This is a genomic window from Candidatus Hydrogenedens sp. (genome assembly GCA_035378955.1).
In the GTDB taxonomy this organism is placed as follows: domain Bacteria; phylum Hydrogenedentota; class Hydrogenedentia; order Hydrogenedentales; family Hydrogenedentaceae; genus Hydrogenedens.
The window spans coordinates 1-25,306 of sequence record DAOSUS010000006.1 but is presented as its reverse complement, the minus strand read 5'-3'; the positions used below and the strand labels follow the sequence as shown (position 1 = coordinate 25,306).

The window sequence follows — 25,306 nt, the reverse complement described above, 5'->3', positions numbered from 1 at the left end:
CAATCGGAAATAATATAGTAATGTATTAAACAGTTTTTTTGAGATATTACAACCAACAAAAAATATTATGACTGGAGGAATTTTCCATGAATAAGAAAACACGAAGAGAATTTTTAAAAACAGCATCTATCGGCACAGCCGTAACATTATCCGCATTGAGTTATTCTCGAATAGCAGGAGCCAATGACCGCATTGCTATCGGCATGATAGGTTGTGGCGGTAGGTCTCAAGACCACTTCAAACAAATCAGTGCCTACAAAGATAAAGAGAATGTGGAAATTATCGCCGTTTGTGACCCATGGAAAGAGAAACGAGAAAAAACAGCGACCATGGTAAAAGATGTATTTGGTAAAGACCCCCAACAGTTCGAATCGTATCAGGACCTTTTATCAAAAGCCAAAGTAGATGCGGTATTAATTGCCTCTGCAGACCATGTGCATGCTCGTCAATTAGAAGCAGCGGCAAAAATGAAAAAACACGCTTATTGTGAGAAACCATTAGCCAACAACATGAAAGAACTTATCTCCGCTTATGATGCTGTTAAGGAAAATAAAGTCATAGTGCAGGTCGGGACACAATTGAGGAGTTATCCCAGTTTTACCGGAGCAAGAGAAGTTTATAAATCGGGCATTCTTGGAAAAGTAGGTCGAGTAGAACAATGTAGAAATGGAAACAAACCTTATTGGTATTCAAAAATTGTCAAAAACTTAAATCCCGCAGATGTTAACTGGAAAGAATTTACAGCAGGTGTTACCGATAAGCCGTTTAACCCGGTTCTATGCTCTGCATGGTATGGCTACCGCGATTTTTCAGATGGACCCATTCCGCAATGGGGAAGCCATTTTATAGACTTGGTGCATTACATCACCGGAGCTCAATTCCCGGAAAGTGCGGTATGCTCAGGTGATACTTATACATGGAAAGATGAATATAATTTCTCCTGCCCTGACCATATTCAGGTATTATGGAAATATCCTGAAGGCTTTATGGTGTCTTATTCCACTAACTTCGGGAATGGTGCGGGTAATTCATTTAAGATTTTTGGCAATCAAGGATTGATGGACCTACAAGATTGGAATAATCCTGTTTTGCTTCCAGATGGTGCTCTTACAAAAACAGATGCCTTGAAAGAAAAAAAGGAAATTGAACCGATAGAACGTCCTGACCATATTTTAGATTGGTTACAATGTATGCGTAGCGGGAATGAACCCAATGCAAATATTGAAGCAGGCTATCAACATGCAGTAGCATGTATCATGGCCATGATTGCCTATGACACGGGTAAACGACAAATTTATGACCATACTCGACGGGAAATCCGAGAAGGATAAACGAACATAAGGAGAACTATTATGGAACAAAAAACGCGTCGTGATTTTCTTAAAACAGCAGGGATTGGAACAGCAGTAACTCTTTCCGCATTGAGTTACTCTCGCATTGCAGGAGCCAATGACCGCATCGCTATCGGTATGATAGGTTGTGGCGGTAGGTCTCGCGACCACTTCAAACAAATCAGTGCCTACAAAGATAAAGAGAATGTGGAAATTATCGCTGTTTGTGACCCATGGAAAGAGAAACGCGAACAAGTAGCCCAGATGGTAAAGGATGTATACGGTAAAGACCCACAACAGTTCGAATCGTATCAGGACCTTTTGTCAAAGGCGAAAGTGGATGCGGTATTAATTGCCTCCGCAGACCATGTGCATTGCCTGCATTTAGAAGCATCGGCGAAAGCAAAGAAACACGCCTATTGCGAAAAACCGCTGGCAAAGAACATGAAGGAACTTATTTCTGCCTATGATGCGGTAAAGGAAAACCAGGTCGTTGTGCAGATAGGAACGCAATTACGGAGTTATCCCAGTTTCACCGGTGCAAAAGAAGTTTACAAATCAGGTATTCTTGGTAATGTAGCACGGATAGAACAGTGTCGAAATGATTCCCGCCCTTATTGGTATCCGCGGATTCGAGAAGACCTGAAAGCGGAAGATGTTAACTGGAAGGAATTCACGGCAGGAGTTACTGATAAACCTTTTGACCCGGTATTTTGTTCGGGTTGGTATGGGTATCGTGAATTTTCTGATGGTGCGATACCCGGATGGGGCAGTCATTTTATTGACCTTGTTCACTATATCACAGGGGCAAAATTTCCTAAGACGGCTGTTTGTTCCGGTGGTATTTACACATGGAAGGATAAATATAATTTTACCTGCCCTGACCATATCCAGGTGTTATGGACATATCCCGAAGGTTTTATGGTGTCTTATTCCACAAACTTTGGCAACGGTGCAGGTAATACATTTAAGATTTTTGGCAATCAAGGTCTGATGGACTTACAGGATTGGAATAATCCTATTTTGCTGCCAGATGGTGCTTATACGAAAACAGATGCTCTGAAGGAAAAAATAGAAATTGAACCCATAAATCGACCTGACCATATTCTGGATTGGTTACAATGTATGCGCAGCGGAAATGAACCCAATGCAAGTATAGATGCGGGCTATCAACACGCGGTAGCCTGTATCATGGCAATGATTGCTTACGATACCGGTAAACGCCAGATTTATGACCCCGAAAAACGCGAAATTCGTGAAGGATAAATTAAAACTTTAACACTATAAAAAAGAGCGTATGAAATCTTCATACTCTCTTTTTATTTACTATCTACTAAATCCATCAATTGCTTCGCGTTTTTGGGAGCATAACCATCAAAATCATTATTAAAAAAGATAAAGACATCTTTTCCTAATTTTAGGTATTGCTTTATTTTCTCTGCTTCTATTTTTAATTGTTGATGTGTATATTCCCCTTGATACCTACCTGTAGGCCCATGCCTGCGAATATATAGCCAATCTGCCGTCATTACATCATCAATCCCACAACCTTTATAATCCTCCAAACATAGGGATATATTGTGCTTTCTCATTACATCAAAGACTTCTTCCTTAAAACATTTCTTGTTTCGCAATTCTACTGCTAACAAGGTATTCTTGAATACTTCCATCCATGCAAAGAAAAATTCGTTTAATAAATTTATATCAGGTATAAAAGAAGGAGGTGTTTGTAATAAAAATACCTTCGTTTTTTCTTGTAAAGGTAGAACAGATGGGTAAAAATCCTGTATTTCCTTCTGAACATTTTTCAATCGCAAATCGTGGGATATGCGACGCCAAATTTTTATAGAAAAAATAAAATCAGGTGGTGTAATACTACTCCATCTTTGCAATAGCGATGGATTGGGTAATCTATAAAAGGTAGAATTCACTTCAACCGCATTGAAAATAGAGGCGTAGTATTTTAACCAATTTTGTGTAGGCACAGACTTTGGATAAAAAACACCTTTAGCCCAATGAGGATAACTCCAACCACTGGTTCCTATATAAACCATACCCTTTTTTGTATTAGATTTTGACGACATAGAATAAATATCGGGTTATTCTATAGTAGCAATTTCATCATCATAGGTGGGTTTTAACTTTTTCCCTGGAGGCAGAACAATAAAATCATCCGAATATTCCCATTCTCCCAATAACCAGCGAATTATTAATATAGGGTCTCCCTTAAATTCATAATATTCCCAACCTAAATGTTGGGCTGAAATTTGAGTATATTTTTTTGCATATTCACGATTTCCTAAACCCAAATCTATATAACCGGCACAACGATATTTATTTTTCCATGTTTCTAACGATTCAATTAGATAATCCAGATTTTCATTACCATATATTTCACTCAATAATTCACGAATTACTTTTTCTCTATCTGGACCGGGCATAACGCTATCTTCAATCCAGCCCGGTGTAAACCAATAGATACCTGGATATTTATTAAAATATTCGCGATATCGCTCACGACTTCCTAAGAAAAAAGTTATACAATCGTGGGCTTTTACAAAAACCAATGGTGTATATTTCGATATGATATTTAATGTTCCATTACTACATAAACCATAGCCTATCAGAATGGCATCGTATTTCAATGTATCTATCTCATCTATTTTCCGTTGTAGTCGCTCATGAAGACACTGAGGCGCATCATGCAAACCCTGTTCTAAAAAGAAATAATCGTAAACATGAGGCGAAAGAGAAGAATAATAGGCTATTTCTCGCCAAAGAACATGACATGCAACAACAGCGTATCGCTTGGGTTTCGCATAATGTATTTTTTCTAACAACTTTCTTTTAAGTTCAAAGGCATCCATAGTAGAATGTATTTTAATAATATTCCTACTAAACAAACAAATTTATAGTTGCATTTCCAGCCTCACCTAAATAATAACCAACACCACCAATTTCAACATTATCTATTAATTCCTCTTTTTTTATTCCCATTACATCCATAGACATAGAACAAGCAACCAATTGAACACCCGAATTTACAGCGGTTTTCATCAATTCAGGTAAGGACATTACATTTTTGGTTTTCATCACATACTTCATCATTTGTGTCCCCATTCCACCCATGTTCATTTTCGATAATTTCAATTTATTTACTCCGCGGGGCATCATAAAACCGAACATTTTCTCTAAAAATCCCTTATTCACCTTCACTGCCATTTCTTTGCGAAGGACATTTAATCCCCAGAAGGTAAAGAAAATAGTTGTTTTATATCCCATAGCCACAGCTCCGTTAGCAATTACAAATCCCGCCATAACGCGGTCTAAATCGTTGGAAAAGCAAATAATCGTTACTGCTTTCTTTTCTGGAGATTTACAGGAAGGGATCGATTCTGATGATACATCTGGCAGCATTTGCCCTTTCACTATCTCTACAAGATAGCCTTTCCCTTCCGGACGAACCTGTAATACACGATTCCCTGTTTTAGCACACCATGCAGGAACATCACAGGTAAAACCGACATCCGTTGCATATACTTCTAACAAATCACCCGGTTGAAGTTTTTCCATCACCTGTTTTACTTTCAAAATAGGACCGGGACATTGCATTCCTGAAACATCAAGACGGTGTTTTTCAGGAACAACAACAGAGTCATCGGCGGGGGCTGTTTCGGATTTAGGCATACCTGTTGTAGGAGGTGGAGTAATCAAAGTAGGTTTTTTATGAAACCACGACCAGGTGCGAAAACCTCCATTTAAATTTAATACTTGAAATCCCTGTTGTTTCAAAAATCGGTATGCTATATATCCTCTTAAACCTACTGCACAATAGGTAACGATAACTTTGTTTTTTGGAAGTTCATTTACACGGCTTCGTAATTGGTCAACGGGTATAAGAGTAGCATTAGGAACGGCGCCCGTCTCCGCTTCTGCAGGTTCCCGCACATCTAAAATATACGCATCGGAAGGGATATTATCCGGCTCTGCAATCTCTACATCCCCTCGAAGTATATTCGATGCTACATATCCTACCATATTAATACCATGTTTAGCTCCGCCCCATTGTGGAGAATAGGCAAGTTCTTCATCTTCCAAATCATAAACGGTTTTGTGGTGGCGTATCGCCATGGCTAAAGTGTTTATCATGCTTTCCACCCCTTCTGAACCTACTACCTGCGCTCCTAATATATTGCCGTCTTCAGTAAATATGATTTTTACACTGACCGGTTGCGCCCCCGGATAATAACGCGGATGTTGCATGGGATGTATATATGCTCTTCGATAAGGAAGGGACAGTGCCTTTGCCTGTGTCTCCGTAATACCCGTTTGAGCGGCAGCCACATTGAATACTTTCACAATCCCTGTTCCCTGAAGACCACCAAATACCGTCTCTCTACCACAAATATGGTCTGCACAAACTCGCCCCTGTCGGTTTGCAGGTCCCGCTAAAGGCACTGCAGTCCTACCTCCGGTTACAATATCTGCCACCTCCACAATATCACCAACAGCATAAATATCCGGGTCACTTGTCTGCATATATTCATTTACACGAACATATCCCCTTTGGGATAGTTCCAGCCCTGCCTCTTTTGCTAATTGCGTGTTCGGTCGAACCCCAGCACACAAACACACAAAATCGCTATTTACAGTCTTGCCACTTTTAAGAACAACCCGACCCTCTTCAATCTTCTGGGCTGTCTCTTGCAAATATACATTAACTTTATTTAATACGAGTTCCTGAAGAATAGGAACTGTCATTTCTGTATCCATACGAGGCATTACATGGTCCTGCATTTCAACAAGGGATACTTCTAAACCGCGATGTCTTAAATTCTCCGCCAACTCCAAACCAATAAACCCGGCACCAATAACACAAACATGTTTACTTTCAGGTAATTGATTGATTATTTTATCCATATCACTTAGATGATTTAACACAAAAACCTTTGGGCTATCTACTCCCGGTATAGGAGGAACTAAGGGAATTGAACCTGTCGCTAATACAAGCACATCATAAGGAAAAGTTAAAACGGTATTATTTGTTAAATTTCGAACACTAATTTCTTTCTTTTCTCGGTTAACCGCAATAACTTCATGATATGTGCGGACATCCAATCCATACCTGCCCTGCAAACCTTTAACAGTTTGCACTAAAAGAGAATCACGGTCAGGGATAATACCTCCTATATGATAGGGCATACCGCAATTAGCATAGGAAACATCTCCCCCTTTTTCAAATACAATTACTTCCAGATTGTCATTTAATCTTTTTAGTCGGGTAGCACAACTCATTCCACCGGCTACTCCGCCCACAATAATAACGCGTTTCTTTGTCATGGTTATATCTCCTTATGGGTTATATTTTAATTTTTATTCGCTGGAACAAATTTTCGAAAATAATTGAACGAGGTTATCCTTAAATTCTTTTATTTTTACTTCATCTTTATCAAAAGAGATAAGACATTCGTTCAGGTGTTCCTGTAAAATGACCTGACCTAAAGAACGAAGGGCTCCCCGAACAGCGGACACTTGCTTTAAGATATCAAAACAAGGCCTTTCCTTCTCTATCATCAATCGAAGCCCTCGAATTTGTCCTTCAATTCGATTTAGTCGTTCAATAACCTTTGTTTTCTTCTCTTTTTCTTTCATACAGATTTTCCTTATTTTATTTAAGCAATATACATATACCCTGTATAAGTATATTATAAAAAACAACCCCTTGTCAAATTAAATTTCCTATTTGTTATACACAAAGAGATTTTTTTCCCTATATGCTTAAAATTATGAATTTAATAAATTTTTGCAAACAAATATTTTCAACCTCATAAAACACGGAAAGAGGACGAAAATGAAGATGGATGTAATCAATTAACTTAATATTCGAGCAAGATTATAAATGTATTACATTACCTCAAAAGAGGATACCGCTTAAAAGATTTTTATATTCGCAAATCCATTCAGCGATATTTACAAGGGTCTGTTCTAAGGTTTGAATGGGTTCCCATGGAGATACCGTTTCTATGAGTGTGGTATCTGTTATGTAGTATGGGATATCTCCGGGACGAGTTTGAAATTCACGAGTAATGGGGATTGTGTTCTTTGTTATTTGCTGGCATAAAGTTGTTAATTCAACCAGAGAAAAACTCCGTTTCTGTCCTCCACCAATATTAAATTTCCAGTGATTTAGTTTTTCATAATTTTGTATTTGCCAGAGTAGGAGATGACATAAGTCCTGAATATCGAGCAGGTCACGAACCTGTTTCCCTGTGCCGTTAAATCCAATATAAGCGATAGGTTTTTCTACAATATGATGTGCCAACCACAGTGCTACAACCCCCTGGTCAATTTTCCCCATCTGCCAGGGTCCAGCAATAATTCCACATCGGTTTATAATAATCGGTAGATTATACATCTCCTTATATTCTTCCAGTATCAATTCCACAGCCAGTTTTGTGGCACCGTAAAGGGTGCGATTTCCATCTATCGGAAATTTTTCGGAAATACCTTTTTCTGAAATACCTAAAGGAAGGGTTTCCTTCGTATTTATCTGGTATCGTGTCTCATTTTCGACAAAAGGCAAGGAATTTATAAGGGAATAAGGATAAACACGGCTGGTAGATAGAAATAGAAATCCGGCTTTGTGTTCCTTGGCCCATTGCAAACAGTTTAATGCTCCTGTAAGGTTAGAATGAAGAAGATACTCGGATGAAGAAGAATAACCCGCAAGCACAGAGGGTTCCGCACTACATTCAATAAGCCAATCACAAGCAGAAATATTTTGTATATCGGATATATTGCGAATGTCTCCATGAACAAACTCAATGCCATATTGTTGTAATCGTCTCAAATTAAGTTCAGACCCTCGCCGATGTAGGTTGTCAAAAGCAATTATATGGCAATCCGACAGATGTTCTTTTAAAAATATGGATAGATTGGCACCGACAAAACCTGCTCCACCTGTAATTAAAATTCGTTTCATCTGTTGCGTCCATATTGTTTTATGTTATTCATATCATATTTGAAAACAATATACTATTTCATTTTTTGGAGGCACTTTTCGTAAATTTCTGAAACGATTTTTGCCTGATATTCTGGTGAAAAATTCTTGAGTGCTTTCTCGCGAGCATTATCCCCTAATTTCTTACGATATTCGGTATGAGCACACAAATTTCGTATGGCATGATATAAAGATTCTACCGTATCTTCAATGATAATTCCTTCTTTTTCATTTTGGACAAGTTCGGGCAGTATTCCCGTTCGGGTAGCAATAATCGGTTTTCCCATAGCCATATATTCGCGAACAGTGCGACAGGTTCCATCGGTTCCAGGAACGAGATAAACACCTATATCAAATTTGTTAAGCATAGCCACATAATTATCCTCTTTCAGGTAGCCCGTAAAAATAACATGTTCCTCCAACCCAAGTTCTTGAACGGGACGGTAAGCAACCTCTTCTTGCTTTGTTCCTCTACCAACAATAACAAGATTCAACTTCCAGCCTTCCTGAATAAGTATATGAAGTGCGGAAAAAAGGAGTCCGTATTTACGATGGGTTTGTAACCTTGCAACAATTCCTAAAGTTATAGAGTCCTCAGGAATTGTTAATTTTACTTCGGGTAAAGGACGATTGGGATTAAATCGCTTTAGGTCTATCGCTAATGGAACCACAGGACATTTTTCGGGGGTCAGGTTGTATTGTTCTATGTCCTGTTTCTGTGCAATATACGAAGGTTCAAGGATAACATCCGTTTTAGGGACAAGGGGTTTTATTCTATCAGGGAATCCTTCCCCATAATGATTGGAGCGGAGCAAAACTTGTGTATTATTTTTTATTCTTACTCCAAGTCTATGGTCGTTATCCAGATGGCAATGAATAATTTGTGGTGGTTTGTTCTGGATAATTCTTCTCAACTGTTTCTGGTCGTGATAATCTTTAAGGATATTCCTATGTTTGGAAAGGTAAAGGTTTTCATATACAGGAATACCCCAATGAATCGCTGTTTCATAAACCTGATTATATTTGCTTTCAGGGACCCCTTTTACGCTACATCCCAAATGGATATCCCAGCCCAAATCCCTTAAATGTTTGATAAGTGTTAAAACCGGTTCCGCGGGACCTGTCCAACGATGATTACTAAAAAGGTGTAAAATTTTAGGTTTTGATATCATACAAGAAAAGAATTAAGCTGTTGATTCTGCAAGTTCGTTCAATTTTATAGAAACTATTTCAGAGACACCGCGTTCTTGCTGCGTAATACCAATAATCGCATCAGCACATGCCATTGTTTGTTTATTATGGGTAATAATGATAAATTGAGAATTTTTTGAAAATTCCTTTACGATTTCAAGAAAACGACCAATATTGGTATCATCCAGAGGTGCGTCCACTTCATCAAGTATGCAGAAAGGACTGGGTTTTGTCTGGAATATAGCAAAAAGCAGGGCAATAGCAGTTAGAGCCTGTTCGCCCCCCGAAAGTTGATGTATAGACTGAGGTTTTTTGCCCGGAGGTCGTGCTTCAATTTCAATACCTGATTCCAGAGGGTCATTTTCATCAATAAGGTATATACGAGCATGCCCTCCATTGAAGAGTCGGCGGAAAAATTCCTTGAAATATTCTCCAACCTGTTTAAAAGTTTGTGTAAACATAGAAAGAACAGTTTCATCAATTTTATGAATTATTCCTTGTAATTTTTCTTTCGCTTGATTTAGGTCTTTCTGTTGAGCGGAAAGGAAATCATATCGTTTTAACATCTCTTCATATTCTTCCACCGCCATAGGATTTACAGTACCCATTCTTTGTATTTGTTGGCGAATTTGCTCAATTTGTTCGTTCCGTTCGTTTTCATCCCATTCATCAGACCCTACCTCACCTGACGATATTGTATCTAAATCAATTTGATATTCCTCAGAAATACGCTGTCGAAGAAAATCTGATTGTTGCCGAATCTGGGAAAACTCCAATTCCAATTGATGGAGTTGTTCTTGCTCTTGCTGGAGTTGTTGACGAAGTTCTTTTATCGTTCGTGAGTTTTCTTCAAAAGATTGGATGTGTTGCTGATATTGTTCTTGAACCTGAACCAATTCTTGTTGGGCTTTTTGTCGCAATTCATTGAACTGGGCTAATTGTATTCTTGATTCGGATATTTTTTCATGCAAGGATTGGATTTCATTTAAAAAGTCTTGTATCTGTTGTTTCGATTCATCCGACGAGGATATAATTCGATTATATTCATTTTTTAAACGAACAATATTATTATCAACCTCGTGAATCTGGGACAAAATACTTGTAAATTGAACCCTTAGTTCTGTTGAATTTTGCCGTTTTTGTTCCAACCATTCCCGTAGTTCTTGTAATTGTTGCTGTTTCTGCTGTATTTCATTTTTTAGTTGAGTATCATCCTGTAATATAAGCGATGCTTCTTCATCTGTTTTCGTCATTTCCTTTTTTAACTTCTCAACTTCTTTTTCAAAATCTGTTTGAGACATCTGAAGTTGTTGCAATAATTGAAACACTTGTTCTTGTTGGGCGATAACACGGGCATGTTCTATTTGTATCTGCTGAACCTGATTTAATAACGAACTTTTTTTATCATGAAGCCCCTGAATTTGTTGCTGTAAAGAAGAAATCTGTTCTTTAAGTTGATTTAAATTTGCTCGATTTTTTTGTATTTCTTGTTGACATTTTTTCTGCTGTTCCTGTAATTCTTCTATTTCAGATACACGAGAAAGCAACCCTCGAGATTCATGTTTTGTCCGCCCACCTGTAACAGCGCCCGATTGGTTAATAATCTCACCGTCTATTGTTACCAGTTTCGGGTAGCGATGATGATTTTTTGCTATTTTTATAGCATCCTCAATGGTCTGAACTAAATAAGTGTTATATAACAGATATTGAAGCGCAGGAAGTATCTCTTCATCGGAATGCACAAAATTAATGGCAGGACCAATCAACCCCGAATACTGTTGCAATTCTGGATAGTTATCCATAGTTCCCGGGCGTAATGTATCGAGAGGTAAGAAGGTAACTCTTCCTGCCCAATGTTCTTTTAAGAACGCAATGGCTATCTTGGCCGATTCTGCTGTTTGCACAACAATATTATTGATATTTCCGCCTAATGCAGATTCAATGGCTACTTCATATCCGCGTTCGGTGCGAATTAAATCTCCTATCGGTCCTAAAATTTGTTCCCCTCCTAAAATACCTTCATTCTTTGCATTCATAACCGCACGAACACCACCGGCGAACCCTTCATATTTCTCACGAAGTTCATTCAAGGAATTAAGTCGTGCTTCCAATCGGCTTAATGTTTCGCGAAGTTCCTGATGTTTTTCCTCCTCTTGATATATTGTCTGCTCTATTTTCCGTAAATTTTGTTGAATTTTTTCCATCTCTTCGGAAAGTTGTTTAATTTCATCTTGTTTGCTTTTCATTTCAGATAACAATTTTTGTTTTTCTTGCTCTAATTTTTGATGGGTTTCCTGATTATTGCGAATGGTCTCTTGAATTTCTGTAATTTGTTTTTGGAAGGTTTGTTGTTGAGATTGTAACACCTGAATACGCGACTGAATTTGATTTTTTGAATGGATTTGTTCCAGTAGGAATTGTTGTTTTTGCTGAAGTTCTAATTCGGAGAGTTGAATGTATCGTAATTGTTCTTCTTCTTCCTGCTTTAATCCCTGTATAATCGTTTCTAATTCCTGTATTTGTTGGGCTAATGCCTCTTTTTTTTGTTCTAATTGGAGGGTTTCTGACTCGACTTCCTGTATACGCAGGAGCAATGCCTCTTTTTCATCTTCAGACGATTTTTTCCGCATATTCAAAAATTCAATTTCTTTTTGATGAAGCCCCAACTGAGATTCGAGATGTTCTAATTTTGATTCTATTTCGTGGAGTTGTTCGCGTTTACTCGATAAGTTTTTTTCAATCTCTGACCGTTGTAAATAATTCTGTTCTTCCTGTGCTTCTAATTGGGTAAGTTTATCTAATTCGGTAATATAGTTATGTTTCTTTTCATTAAGTTCCTGTTTGAAATCATGAATTTTTTCCTGTAACGTGTTATATAAAAACCACGCATTACGCACCTCCAGTTCTTTTAATTTTTGAATCAGGTTTCTGTACCGCTGGGCTAATTGAGCCTGCCTTTTGAGACTTCGGAGTTGCCTTTCTACTTCTGCTATAACATCATGAAGACGAAGTAGATTTTGTTCCGCAGATTCCAATTTACGCAAGGCAATCTTTCTCCGTGATTTGTATCGAACAATCCCCGCAACTTCTTCAAAAAGATACCGTCGGTCTTCAGGATGAGTACTGATAATCAAGTCTATTTTACCCTGCCCAATGATAGAATACGAATCCGTTCCAATACCGGTATCCATAAATAATTCAGTAATATCTTTGAGGCGACAAGGCGACTTATTTAAGAAGTATTCCCCTTCACCCGAACGATATACCTTTCGTGTTACCTGCACATCAGTGAATTCTAAAGGTAATTTTCCATCATGATTATCAAAGGATATAGTAGTCTCAGCCATACCCAGTGCAGAACGATTTTCGCTCCCATTGAATATAATCTCTGCCATTTGTGTTGTCCGTAATTCTCGGGTGCTTTGCTCTCCCAGAACCCAGCGAATGGCATCCAGAATATTACTCTTTCCAGAGCCATTAGGACCTACAATAGCCGTAATCCCCGGATTGAAAGATAGAACTGTTCGTTCCGCAAATGATTTAAATCCAATGAGTTCTATCTGTTTTAGATACATAATTAATTCCTGTTTATCTCCGAAGTTTTTATCATTATATAAAAATATAAAAAGGATTTACATAGAACCCGGCTTTTTAATCATTACCCGTTCGATTTTGTGTGCTTTCCCGTTTTTCTCATCAATTTCCAGCAATACCGCATTAAAGACAGCGGGACCATTAGCCACTTCCCACTTTTTAGGAATACCCGTAAGAAATCGAGTAAGCACTCGACTTACTTCCATTCCAATAACCGAGTGATACGGTCCGCACATGCCCACATCCGAGATATATGCCGTTCCACTCGGCAAAATCCATTCATCGGCTGTTTGCACATGAGTATGGGTCCCGAGGATGGCACTACATTTCCCATCCAGATACCACGCAAGAGCGATTTTTTCCGCTGTGGCTTCTGCATGAATATCTACAATGATAACATGGGTTTCTTTGGAAATTTCATTGATTACTTCTTCACCCCGTCGAAAGGGACAATCTACAGGTTCCATAAAAACTCTACCTAAGAGAGAAACAATTCCTACCTTCACTCCATTACGAGCAGTCAGAATCATAAAATTTTTTCCAGGTGTCGCGGGGGGAAGATTCGCAGGTTTTACCACATCTGTATCGTTTTCCAGCGAAGAAACAATGGAATCATAGCGCCAGATATGGTTTCCTAATGTAAAACCGTTAATACCTGTTTTCCGAAGGGATTGAAGGGTCTCCGGTGTAACGCCCAGTCCCCCGGCACTATTTTCCGCATTACCAAGAACAAGGTCAATATCATGTTCTCTTGTTATTTGCGGAAGAATTTCGTTGACAATATTTCGACCGGGTTTACCAATAATATCACCTAAAAAAAGAACCTTAACCATCTAATTTCCTTACATAAAAGATAAAATTAAAATTTATGACTACTTTGCCGTTTCAATAGCGCGTGTTTCGCGGACAACTGTAACTTTAATTTGTCCGGGATAGGTAAGTTCCGTTTCAATCTTTCGGGCTAAATCACGGGCTAAAACTGCCGCTTCTGCATCACTAATCTGGTTAGGCTGCACCATAACACGGACTTCACGACCTGCTTGTATGGCAAAGGCTTTCTCCACACCCGAAAATGAATTGCAGATAGTTTCTAATTGTTCCAGCCGTTTTAGATAGATTTGTAAACTTTCACTTCTTGCTCCAGGTCGTGATGCCGACATGGCATCAGCCGCTTGTATAAGCACCGCCAATATAGAACTAGATGGCATATCACCATGATGGGCTCCAATAGCATTGGCTATAGCCTCAGACTCACCATATCGTTTGGCTAAATCATGTCCCAGAACAGCATGTGCACCTTCAACCTCGTGAGTTAAGGCTTTTCCTATATCATGGATAAGCCCAGCTCGTTTAGCTTCCTGAATATTTAATCCTAATTCGGCTGCCATAATTCCTGTCAAATGTGAAACTTCAATCGAATGCCGTAAAACATTTTGACCGTAGGAAGTGCGGAAACTTAATTTCCCTAACAGTTTAACAATTTCAGGGTGAAGTCCATGCACATCGGCTTCTAAACAGGCTTCTTCACCTCGTTCGCGGATAGTTTGATTCAGTTCTTCAGTAATTTTTTCAACCAATTCTTCGATACGGGCAGGATGAATTCTTCCATCTTGTATCATTCGTTCTAAAGTTAGTTTAGCAATTTGACGGCGAACCGGGTCAAAACCCGAGATTATAACGGCTTCGGGCGTATCATCAATAATAATGTTCACACCAGTAGCATTCTCCAATGTGCGTATATTCCGACCTTCACGCCCGATAATTCTACCTTTCATTTCTTCATTCGGCAGAGAAACAACCGTTACAGTAGTCTCGGCGACATGGTCAACTGCACAACGCTGAATGGCTTCGCCAATAATCCATTTGGCGCGTTTATCCGCCTCTTCTTTCAATTCTTCTTCAATCCGTTTTAATTGTAAGGCACAATCCCGTTTCACTTCTGTTTCGAGCATGGTAAACAATTCTTTGCGGGCCTGTTCGGATGTCATACCTGCAATAGTTTCAAGTCGTTTAACTTGCTCCTGTTGAAGGGCAATAATGCGTTCTCGCTCTTTATCCAATTGCTTTTCTCGTGAAACCAGTTCCCGTTCCTGCGTACTTAATTGAATAGCAGTTTTATCTAATGCTTCTGCTCGCTTTTCGACGGCTTCTTCCTTGGACTGGATTCTCTTTTCGAGATTGGCAATTTCACGCCTCATTTCACGCCCTTCTGCTTCCATTTTTTGGCGCATTTCTACTTCAATTTCACGGGCTCTTGTTTTTGCATCGCGGATAATTGCTGCAGATTCTCTTTCGGCGTCGGTAACTTTTTGGGCAAACTCACGATGAGCACGACTTAATATACTATTGGCTCGAATTCGGACACCCAAAAGGGTTAACAAAACACCAAGGAGAATACCTGCAATCCCGCCTCCAATTGCGTAATATACCATAAGCATGTAAAATCCTCCTTCTTTCTTTGAAAAGGATGGACAAGGAATTTTCGGAGGGGTTAAGGATTACAGAAACTTATACCCTGCATAGGATTATGGAGTTTCTGCTATTAAACGCAATGAACACAATGACATAAAATATGCATTGAATTGCAAAAAATATAAAGAACACAACCTCTTTTTCAGGTGTGCTTTCTTATCCTTATACATATATTTCAGAACCCCTCGAAAAATATCTTTTCCTTTCCACTACCTTTTCACAGGGTTTAATTTTATTTTCATTTAGTAAACACAAAATTTTTGTATGGTCATGAACCATATATCTGAAAATATTATACCTTTTTTGAAACTCAAAAATAAAATCGAAATCAAATAAAAATCTTTAAAAATTGAACTTTGTATCAGGGAATAAAAAATTTTAAAAAAATATACTTTTTGACTTGACTTTTTATTTTTTTTATGATATAGTTTATATGTGTCAAGGCTGTAGGTAGTCTTGAGGTGTTTTACAAAATTAAATATAACTATAAACCCCTAACCTTTAGGGAGGAGTAAACTATGTTAAAACAAAAATCTTTATCAATGCTGTTGCTCGTAGGTTTAGTTGTTGGGCTGAGTGCTCAAAGTTATGCGGTTCAACCGCCCCCTAACCCAAGTGAAGTTAACTTCTGTACTTTAATGGATGGTGCGTATAATTTAGTCACGACAAAATTTGCTTGGTTAGTAGAATTACTGGGCGAGGATGCCGCGTTGTTAACCATGATCCAGTGTGATATAGCGGACCTTAACGGCGGTATCGTAGATGACATGCCCACACCTAATGGCATGTTAGATGGAAACTACGAACTTCGTATCATCAAAGAATTGGTTCAAAATCCAACTAAATATGCTAATTTGGCTTCAGGTACACTGCCAGGACAGGTACAACCTGGTGTTAACCCGACAGATGTAATTGCTGCATACAATGCAAACTATCAGAAACTTTATACAGATGGGATGCATAATTTCTTGACGGTTTTGTTACCCTCCTTATGGAATGTTCTCCGAGGTTATTATCCTCAAGTTCCGCCATTATGTACCACTCCTGATAATCCACCGGGATGTGTAAACCCTCAGGATATCGTAACTTTATTCCGTAATTTACTTATGGTATTAGCTGGGTATGCAACCGTGGGAGATGACCCAAGTGCAAACACAGTTGCAACAGTAGCAGGTTTATTGGCTCTTTGTGATGTGATAAGTCAGGGTTCTTGCCTTGTAAATGATATTGAGCGTGACCCAAATAACTATGAAAGATTACCTGAATTCTTAGCCAAAGATGGTGATGCAGACGGTGATGGCTATACCAATTTTGAAGAATACCAAGAATTTGCTGGTGTGAAAGGTCCTGGTGATACTTTTATCGCAGCAGTATTAGACCCGTCGATTTATCCGGGCTATGTGCCTCCTTCGAGTGATAAAGTAACAATTTATCCGAGTGGAACAATCAAAGTAGAAGAAGGTGGAACAATTGATTTGCGTGTTGAACTAAAAGATTTAGTAGCCCCATATTCAATCCAATGGACAAAAAATGGTGAAGATATTGATGGCGCTACAGGGAACCAGTTAGTTATTCGTGATGTAACCACTGCAGATGCAGGTGCATATCAGTGTGTAGTAACAGATAGTTCGAAAGGTATCTATGCATCGGCAACAGTAACTGTTCAGATACTTCCCGAAGGAACAATTCCTGTAGCAGGTGGCATTGGCCTTGCAGTTATTACAACACTTTGCTCCGCAGGCGGTGTTTTGGTTCTTCGTCGCAGAAGAAAGTAATTATTTAAGACAGCGAAAATATTTATAATTTGTTAAATAAGAGGAAATTTCGAAAGAGATTTCCTCTTATTTTTATTATTAATGCAAATCAAATTGATTTTGTAATCTAATTTAATGATTTTCTATAGAGCATAAATAGACATAAACAACAGATTTATATATTCTTTTTCAATCGTAGGGGTACGGCATGCCATGCCCCTATTTCGTTGTAAAAATAATTAATCACAGAGAACACAAAGGGGTAGAATAGAAAGATTTTTCATCTCTGCAGGGTTTGTATGTCAAAAATGGAAGGATAGAGGGCAAAAAAAATACCAGCAGCGGGGACAGTTTATCTACATCGAATAAAATAATGCATGATAGATTTTTACCATTCTTTTTTATTCGTGTCTATTCGTGGGAATTCGTGGTTATAATTATTCACTAATTTACCGTCTACAAAGAAGAGAAGTAGTGTATGTTAAATTCGTAGATATTCTCTCTTCTTCCTCATGCATATTTTTGATAGTCTTCGTCGTATTGTGAAAATGCTAAAAGATATGTGTTGCCTATGTACTATAGATATTCAAATTATTCCTTGACGATTTTGATACGGATATTACGAAATTGAACTTTCATAGAAGGTCCCGGATGCATTTGCAAAGCAATATATCCTTTTCGACGGGAATATTGTTTATCATCATCAAAAACTTCGCACATCTTTGTTCCATTAATAAAAAGTTCTATATGATTTCCTATCGCTCTTATTTCATATTCATTCCAATCTTTGAATTTTACAGCCGATAATAATTCTTTCGGGTCACCAATGGGCTCCTCTTTTCGGGTTCCATCTTTATCAATCCATGCTTTATAACCGCGTTTAACAACAGCCCAACGGTCATGCTGGAATAAGCAACCTGTCCATTCGCCACTTTCATCTATATCCGCTTGATAACCCCAAATGTCATAGTCCGGTCGTTTTTCACTGCGAAATTGGATACCTGAATTATTATTTTCAAGACGAAATTCTAATTTCAAGATAAAATCTTCAGGCTGCCCTCCCATCCAGTAAAGATAATGCGCTTTTTCACAGGGCTTTTGCGTTGTACTCTTACTTGTTATGGCTCCATCCTCAACCCACCACCAACCTTCAAGTCCCTCCCATCCTTTCAATGTTTTCCCATCAAAGATAGAAACAAAACCTCCTTCCTTAGGGGTATCGGGAGCAGATATAAAATTCTGAAAAAGTAATGCCATCATAAGTAATATATACATTGATAAACTCCTTTTCAAAAGATGTTCTTTTATACAGGTAACTCATAGCCCTTGCGACGGGGACGAGAGAGCATAGCATTTCCTTCATCACAATTTTCGAACTGCTCTTTCTTTGGGTTCCATTTTAATATCTCGCCTACTTTGCCCAAATCCCGAGCAATGTTCACAAGAATACACAGCGTATTGCTGCGATGTCCAATCTCAATATCTGCATGACATTGCTTCCGTGTTTTAATAGCCTGAATCCAATCTTCAAGATGTGGCTGTGTTTCTGGCACAGATAATTTTTGCGGCCTATCGGAGCGTTGTAATATTTCAGGTGGATTTGATGAAACAGCATCACGATTGATTTCAATACTTCCATTTTCACCCATAAAAATGCATCCTAACCCGGGACCTCTGTCCGAATCATAATACAATTCCAATTCCACACCATTTTCATACCGCATACGAACCTTAGCACGGGGACCTACTATCCCTTTGGTCATAGGATAATAAGAAGCCCCTGTCTCTTCCGGTTTAATTTCACGCTCTTCAAACAAGCCCGCAGGAAGTTCTTTAACAGGTTCTTCAAGTATTATCTCCATAGGTCCTGTTGTATCCGTTCCTAATCCTCTTTGAATCTGGTCATACGCATGAGCACCCCAACCTGTAACGCCAAAAGAGGTCCCTCCTCCATCATAATCCCACCATTTCGCCCAGCCACGATGTAAATCTTCATGATAGGGCCGAAAGACAGCCTGATTCGTCCATAAATCCCACCATGGCTCATTTGTATAGGGGGACTCCGGATATTGTGTATTCTCATTCCAGCGTAACGGACTTACAAAATTGGCAGATATGACTTTCTTTAATTTACCAATAGCACCCTTTTTCACAAGGTCACTTGCCCAGTTATTCAAAGGGATAGACCGTTGCTGGGTCCCCACTTGTGTAACGCGTTTATATTTTCGTGCCATTTTTACAAGTGTCCGCCCTTCCTCTACAGTCAACGCCATAGGTTTTTCCATATACACATCCATACCTCGCACCATAGCATGAGCAGAAATCCAAGCACGCGAATGTGTAGTCGTAGAGACCACAACACCGTCCAATTTTTCTTTATCTAACATCTCTAATGGATTTGTATAAGCATGCCAGCCATTCTTCTCTCCTACTGAGCTCATTGCAGAATCAATTCTTGGTTTGAAACAATCGCATGCAGCAACAATGCGTGCAGCAGGAATATTAAACAGAGTATGTATGAGTTCATGGGAACGGCCACCAATACCTATAACACCAATAATTACCTGTTCTGAAGGAGGAATACCCTGGGCTCTTATCACAGAGGATTTAACAATTAATGGGGCCCCGACCGCTAATTTTAAAAAACTACGCCTTTTCATTATATATATCCTTTCGTATCCTTTTATTAGTTTATCTTTCAGAAGATATGATAATAAATTACTACTTTTAATCTATAAGAAACAAATCAATTTATATATTTATATCTGGTCAAAATTAGGCGTTGCCAACGAAATTATTTTGACAGTCGTTAAGATATATGATAAACTATTATTAGCATTCTACCTTAGTGAGTGCTAAAAGGTGTATTGTTATGAATACAAAATTTCCTCCATTAAATGAACGAGAACGAACTGTTTTAGAAGCCGTTGTGCATATATACATTACAACAGCGGAACCGGTAGGCTCCAGAACTGTTGTAAAGAAATTAGGCTTAAATTTGAGCCCGGCAACAATTCGCAATGTAATGGCAGACTTGGAGGAGATGGGTTATCTTACACAGGTTCATACAAGTTCCGGTAGAGTTCCTACAGATATGGGTTATAAATACTACGTTACACACTTGATGAAGGTTCAGGAGTTAACATTAGCAGAGCGTGAACACATCAAACAGGAATTAACAAAAAAAATGGACTCTGCAGACCAGATTCTTCGCCAGACAAGCCATTTATTGGCTTTGGCAAGTCATCAGGCGGGTTTGGCAGAACTTCCAGCTGAAAGTACCGCAGTCATCCGTCATGTAGAATTAGTACCTCTATTAGAACGACAAGTGGCTATCTTGATAGTAGATAGTTTTGGATGTGTTCACACTTCTTCTGTTATTCTGGACAGTACAGTGTCTACACAACTTTTAGAATCGCTGAATAAATTCTTAAACGAATCCTTATTGAATGTTTCAATAGATAATATTTATCCTGTTGTTCGTGAAAGTTTAAGAAAATTCTTCGATGAACGAAGAAAATTAGTTGAATTAGCATTGAAAATTCTGACACAGGTGGAACCTCCAGCCAATCAGATGTTTTTAGATGGAACTAATAATTTGTTTGACCAGCCTGAATTTCAGGAGTCAACAAAGGTAAGAAGTATTATCGGTATCATGGAAGACCCCTCTCCCTTAGTAAAAGCGTTAAGAGAATCGTTAGCTCGTTCAGAAAACCAAAAAAGAACCGTACTAATCGGTTCAGAAACGATGATGAATAATATTAATGAATTTGGAATTATTGCATCTCCTTATCGGTTAGAGGAACAGGAGGAGCCTGCAGGTTTCATTGGCATTCTGGGACCCAAACGAATGCCTTATGAAAGGCTCTCTTCCATTGTAGATTACACAGCGGGAATGGTAGGCAAAATGTTATCCCGACTGTGGCGTTAAGTAATTATTAATTAAAAAATATTTAGATTGAAATAATAATTATAAGCAAAGGAGTGGTGATTTTATATATGGAAAACGGGAAATCAGAATTAGAGAAAAAATTTGAACAAGACAAAGAAAGCACTGCGTCCGATTCTGAAATCATCAGACGGGCATCTATCGTTCCTCCATCATCGGAGGAACCTGTTGAAGAAGAAACTGTTTCAAAATCGAACTCTTTGGACGAAATTTCTAAACTATTCGAAGAAAAAACAAAAGAATTAGAAGAATTAAAAGACCGTTATCTCCGTATTTGTGCAGAATATGACAATTATCGAAAACGGACTACACGGGAAATCAAAGAAATCCGCGAAACAGCCACAGAACACCTTATTAAAGACTTACTCCCTGTTTTAGATAACTTTGAAAGGGCTTTACAACATATACCAGACCCAGAGGATGCCTTTGCTTCGGGCATTCGTATGGTCTTTTCTCAATTGAAAGATACACTCATGGCACGAGGTTTGCTACCTATAGAAACGATAGGACAACCGTTCGACCCGAATGTTCATGAGGCATTAGCCCAAATAGAATCCGAACAATCGGAGGGAACGGTGGTCCAGGAATATCAGAAAGGCTATTTGTTAGGCAAACGCGTGCTACGACCTGCAAAAGTTGTGGTAAGCAAATTGCCAGAACAAACAGCCAATAATAATGAAGAAAATAAACAACAATGACAAAAAATAAAAAAAATGTTCTAAAATAAAACATTTTTTACTAAAATTTTACAAAAGGAGGTTGAAAGACCTATGAGAAAAGTTATAGGAATTGATTTAGGAACAACAAATTCCTGTGTTGCGGTGATGGAAGGTGGCGAGCCTGTAGTCATTGCCAATGCAGAAGGAAACCGTACTACTCCTTCAGTAGTCGGCTTCACAAAGGATGGAGAACGATTGGTAGGTGCAATTGCAAAACGGCAAGCAATTACCAATCCCCAAAATACAGTATTTTCAATTAAACGCTTTATGGGTCGTCGCTATCATGAAGCAACAGAAGAAATTAAGCGTGTCCCATATAAGGTAACTGAAGCCCCAAATGGAGACTGTCAGGTAGAAATTCACGGCAAGACCTACAAACCCCCTGAGATTTCTGCGATGATACTTCAAAAAATGAAGGAAACAGCAGAAACCTATTTAGGTACAAAAGTTACCCAGGCTGTTATCACTGTCCCCGCCTATTTTAATGACTCCCAAAGACAGGCAACCAAAGATGCTGGTAAAATTGCAGGCCTGGAAGTATTGAGGATAATTAACGAGCCCACAGCAGCAGCTCTGGCTTACGGATTGAATAAGAAAAAGAATGAGAAAATAGCCGTTTACGATTTAGGTGGTGGAACTTTTGATATCTCAATCCTGGCTATCGGTGATGACAGTTTCGAAGTATTGAGTACAAACGGAGATACACATTTAGGTGGTGATGATTTTGACCAGCGTATAATAGACTGGTTAGCCAACGAATTTTTGAAAGACCAGGGTATAGATTTGCGAAAAGACCCGATGGCGTTGCAGAGATTAAAAGAAGCAGCAGAAAAAGCAAAGTGTGAATTATCCACTACAATGACCACAGATATTAACCTGCCCTTTATTTCAGCAGACGCCTCAGGTCCGAAACACTTAAACTATACCCTGACACGGGCAAAATTAGAGCAACTTTGTGATGATTTGCTCCAAAGAACAAAAGGACCCTGCTTGCAAGCATTACAAGACGCTGGATTAAAAGCAAGTGATATTGACGAGGTTATTCTTGTCGGTGGTATGACACGCATGCCCGCTGTAATACGCATTGTTCAAGACCTCTTTGGAAAAGAACCTCACCGAGGTGTAAACCCGGATGAAGTAGTCGCTGTAGGTGCCGCCATTCAAGGAGGCGTCCTCGCAGGAGAAGTAAAAGATATCTTATTGCTGGATGTTACTCCCTTGTCATTAGGTATCGAAACTTTAGGTGGCGTTTGCACCAAGTTAATAGAACGAAACACAACAATCCCTGTAAACAAACGGCAAATATTCACTACTGCTTCAGATAACCAAACTTCTGTAACTATTCATGTACTGCAGGGAGAGCGTGAAATGGCAAGGGATAACCGCACATTAGGTCGTTTTGACCTTGTGGGTATTCCGCCAGCACCACGAGGTATCCCACAAATCGAAGTAACATTTGATATTGATGCCAATGGCATTTTACATGTTTCCGCCAAAGACCTCGCTACCGGTAAAGAACAAAAAATTCGTATTGAAAGTTCCAGTGGACTAACGGAAGAAGAAATTCAAAAGATGGTAAAAGATGCAGAACAGCATGCAGAAGAGGATAAAAGACGGCGTAAAGAAATAGAAGTACGAAACAATGCGGACTCGCTGTTGTATAGCACTGAGAAACTCTTGAAAGAATACGGTGATAAAGTTTCTGCCAGTGAAAAATCCGATGTAGAATCTGCTCTAGAAGAATTGCGTAAAGCATTAGCGGGAGACCGTATTGAAGATATTGAATCTGCAATGAATAAGGTAACTTCCACTACTCATAAATTGTCAGAAGCCATGTATCGTGCCGCAACTCAGGCAAAAGGTCCTTCTGCAGAACAAACAACACAGACTTCCTCTGACAGTGGAAACACTTCATCCAATGAGGAAGGTGGTCAACGCGTTGTAGATGTATAACCTGAAGACTTTCAGTTATCAAACAAGACTTCTGCCTCTTTGTATAATTTTGTATAATACACTATCAATTGTAGTAGGTGATAAGTAATAATATGGTTCGTGGTAAAGATTTATATGAAATATTAGGTGTCCCGAAGAATGCTTCGCAGGACGAAATTCGTCGTGCCTACTTAAAATTAGCACATAAATACCACCCGGACAAAACCGGGGGCGACAAAGAGGCAGAAGAAAAATTAAAAGAAATCAATGCAGCGTATGATATTCTGAAAAATCCCGAGAAAAGGGCACAATATGACCGTTACGGCACAGTAGATGGACAACCTTTTGATATGGGAAACTTCACGGGCGGTTTCCGTGGGTTTACAGAAGGCTTCGGAGAAGGTTTTGAGTCGCCCTTTGATGATTTATTTGATATGATTTTTGGCTCCGGCACCCGTCGAACAGGGCGACGGAGCAATGCTCAGCGCGGTAATGATGTTCAAACTACATTAACAATAACATTAAAAGAAGCCGCCACAGGAGCCAGGAAAAAAGTTCGCTATTCATGCAAAGAACCATGTAGCGAATGCCATGGAACCGGTGCAGAACCCGGTTCAAAAATGGAAGTTTGTCCCCAATGTGGAGGCACGGGACAAATACGGGCTTCCCATGGATTTTTCAGCATTACACGAACCTGTCCTCAATGTCGGGGAGAGGGGAAATACATATCACGCCCCTGTATTCATTGTGGAGGTCAGGGAAGAATTTCTTCCACACGGGAAACGGAAATTAATATTCCACCGGGTGTAGATGTTGGAACAACTTTGCGTTCCGTAGGTGATGGTGAAGCAGGAATAGGAGGAGGTCCACCAGGTGATTTATATGTCCATTTACAGATAAAAGAACATCCTTTGTTTGAACGCAAAGGCAGTGATTTGTATTGTGAAGTTCCTGTAACCTTATCCCAGGCTATCTCCGGAACCGTGATTAAAGCACCTACTCTTATTGATGGTATGATTGACCTTACTATTCCTGAAGGCACACAATCCGGTGACCTTTTAAGAAAAAAAGGATTGGGAATGCCTCATTTGAATAATCGCGGTAGGGGTGACCTATACTATAAAATCGTAGTTGAGATACCTGTTCGCTTATCCAAACACCAGCAAGACCTGCTTCGAGAATTGGACGATTTAGCCAATTCTAAAAATTATCCCAAATATTGGAAGTTCCGCGAATTAAAAGAACAAAAATTTGATTAATCCTGCAGGTTTCGTTATCCTATAAGTTAAGTCATATTATATTATTAAATTTGGAAGGAGGAGCGAATGGCGTTTGTTGTATGTGAACCTTGTATTAAATGCAAA

General features: G+C 39.0%; 18 protein-coding genes. 7 read left to right on the top strand and 11 right to left on the bottom strand.

Annotation, left to right across the window (positions count from 1 at the left end; translation table 11 throughout):
- Positions 1–86: 86 nt before the first annotated feature.
- Together PLA12_02420 and PLA12_02415 are read left to right on the top strand one after the other, a co-directional pair.
- Entirely contained in the window at positions 87–1,331 is a 1,245-nt protein-coding gene (locus PLA12_02420; protein ID HOQ31346.1) for a Gfo/Idh/MocA family oxidoreductase, read from the top strand.
- Between the two features lie 21 nt (positions 1,332–1,352).
- Entirely contained in the window at positions 1,353–2,597 is a 1,245-nt protein-coding gene (locus PLA12_02415) for a Gfo/Idh/MocA family oxidoreductase (protein ID HOQ31345.1), read from the top strand.
- A 53-nt stretch (positions 2,598–2,650) separates the two neighbouring features.
- Here PLA12_02415 and PLA12_02410 read toward each other — a convergent pair whose 3' ends face one another.
- The 9 genes from PLA12_02410 to rny all read right to left on the bottom strand — a co-directional run bounded on the left by PLA12_02410 (position 2,651) and on the right by rny (position 15,554).
- A complete protein-coding gene (locus PLA12_02410) occupies positions 2,651–3,385 on the bottom strand; it encodes a DUF72 domain-containing protein (protein HOQ31344.1) in 735 nt (244 codons plus the stop codon).
- Between the two features lie 45 nt (positions 3,386–3,430).
- A complete protein-coding gene (locus PLA12_02405; GenBank protein HOQ31343.1) occupies positions 3,431–4,198 on the bottom strand; it encodes a DUF1638 domain-containing protein in 768 nt (255 codons plus the stop codon).
- Between the two features lie 28 nt (positions 4,199–4,226).
- Entirely contained in the window at positions 4,227–6,671 is a 2,445-nt protein-coding gene (locus PLA12_02400; protein ID HOQ31342.1) for an FAD-dependent oxidoreductase, read from the bottom strand.
- A 33-nt stretch (positions 6,672–6,704) separates the two neighbouring features.
- On the bottom strand, positions 6,705–6,983 hold the full coding sequence (locus PLA12_02395; GenBank protein HOQ31341.1) for a metal-sensitive transcriptional regulator: 279 nt from the start codon (positions 6,981–6,983) through the stop codon (positions 6,705–6,707).
- Between the two features lie 262 nt (positions 6,984–7,245).
- Positions 7,246–8,313, bottom strand: coding sequence for an NAD-dependent epimerase/dehydratase family protein (locus tag PLA12_02390; GenBank protein ID HOQ31340.1), 1,068 nt, complete (start codon positions 8,311–8,313; stop codon positions 7,246–7,248).
- 53 nt (positions 8,314–8,366) lie between these two features.
- A complete protein-coding gene (locus tag PLA12_02385) occupies positions 8,367–9,503 on the bottom strand; it encodes a glycosyltransferase family 4 protein (protein ID HOQ31339.1) in 1,137 nt (378 codons plus the stop codon).
- 12 nt (positions 9,504–9,515) lie between these two features.
- Positions 9,516–13,097, bottom strand: coding sequence for a chromosome segregation protein SMC (smc, locus tag PLA12_02380; protein HOQ31338.1), 3,582 nt, complete (start codon positions 13,095–13,097; stop codon positions 9,516–9,518).
- A gap of 57 nt (positions 13,098–13,154) precedes the next feature.
- Positions 13,155–13,949: a TIGR00282 family metallophosphoesterase gene (locus PLA12_02375; GenBank protein ID HOQ31337.1), complete on the bottom strand. Its 795-nt coding sequence runs from the start codon at positions 13,947–13,949 to the stop codon at positions 13,155–13,157.
- A gap of 39 nt (positions 13,950–13,988) precedes the next feature.
- Positions 13,989–15,554, bottom strand: coding sequence for a ribonuclease Y (gene rny, locus PLA12_02370; GenBank protein ID HOQ31336.1), 1,566 nt, complete (start codon positions 15,552–15,554; stop codon positions 13,989–13,991).
- 552 nt (positions 15,555–16,106) lie between these two features.
- On the opposite strand from rny, the gene PLA12_02365 reads away from it, so the two are divergent.
- Positions 16,107–17,363 carry an immunoglobulin domain-containing protein gene (locus PLA12_02365; protein HOQ31335.1) on the top strand — a complete coding sequence of 419 codons (1,257 nt, stop codon included), beginning with the start codon at positions 16,107–16,109 and terminating at the stop codon, positions 17,361–17,363.
- Between the two features lie 570 nt (positions 17,364–17,933).
- Here PLA12_02365 and PLA12_02360 read toward each other — a convergent pair.
- Together PLA12_02360 and PLA12_02355 are read right to left on the bottom strand one after the other, a co-directional pair.
- Entirely contained in the window at positions 17,934–18,617 is a 684-nt protein-coding gene (locus PLA12_02360) for a DUF1080 domain-containing protein (protein HOQ31334.1), read from the bottom strand.
- A 29-nt stretch (positions 18,618–18,646) separates the two neighbouring features.
- On the bottom strand, positions 18,647–20,002 hold the full coding sequence (locus tag PLA12_02355; GenBank protein ID HOQ31333.1) for a Gfo/Idh/MocA family oxidoreductase: 1,356 nt from the start codon (positions 20,000–20,002) through the stop codon (positions 18,647–18,649).
- Positions 20,003–20,214: 212 nt separating this feature from the next.
- Here PLA12_02355 and hrcA point away from each other — a divergent pair, with 212 nt between their 5' ends.
- From hrcA to dnaJ, 4 genes are all read left to right on the top strand, one after another.
- A complete protein-coding gene (gene hrcA, locus PLA12_02350; protein HOQ31332.1) occupies positions 20,215–21,273 on the top strand; it encodes a heat-inducible transcriptional repressor HrcA in 1,059 nt (352 codons plus the stop codon).
- 68 nt (positions 21,274–21,341) lie between these two features.
- Positions 21,342–21,989, top strand: a complete 648-nt coding sequence (grpE, locus tag PLA12_02345; protein ID HOQ31331.1) for a nucleotide exchange factor GrpE — start codon at positions 21,342–21,344, stop codon at positions 21,987–21,989.
- A 72-nt stretch (positions 21,990–22,061) separates the two neighbouring features.
- A complete protein-coding gene (dnaK, locus tag PLA12_02340) occupies positions 22,062–23,963 on the top strand; it encodes a molecular chaperone DnaK (GenBank protein ID HOQ31330.1) in 1,902 nt (633 codons plus the stop codon).
- A gap of 92 nt (positions 23,964–24,055) precedes the next feature.
- Positions 24,056–25,201: a molecular chaperone DnaJ gene (dnaJ, locus tag PLA12_02335; GenBank protein HOQ31329.1), complete on the top strand. Its 1,146-nt coding sequence runs from the start codon at positions 24,056–24,058 to the stop codon at positions 25,199–25,201.
- The last annotated feature ends 105 nt before the right edge of the window (positions 25,202–25,306 follow it).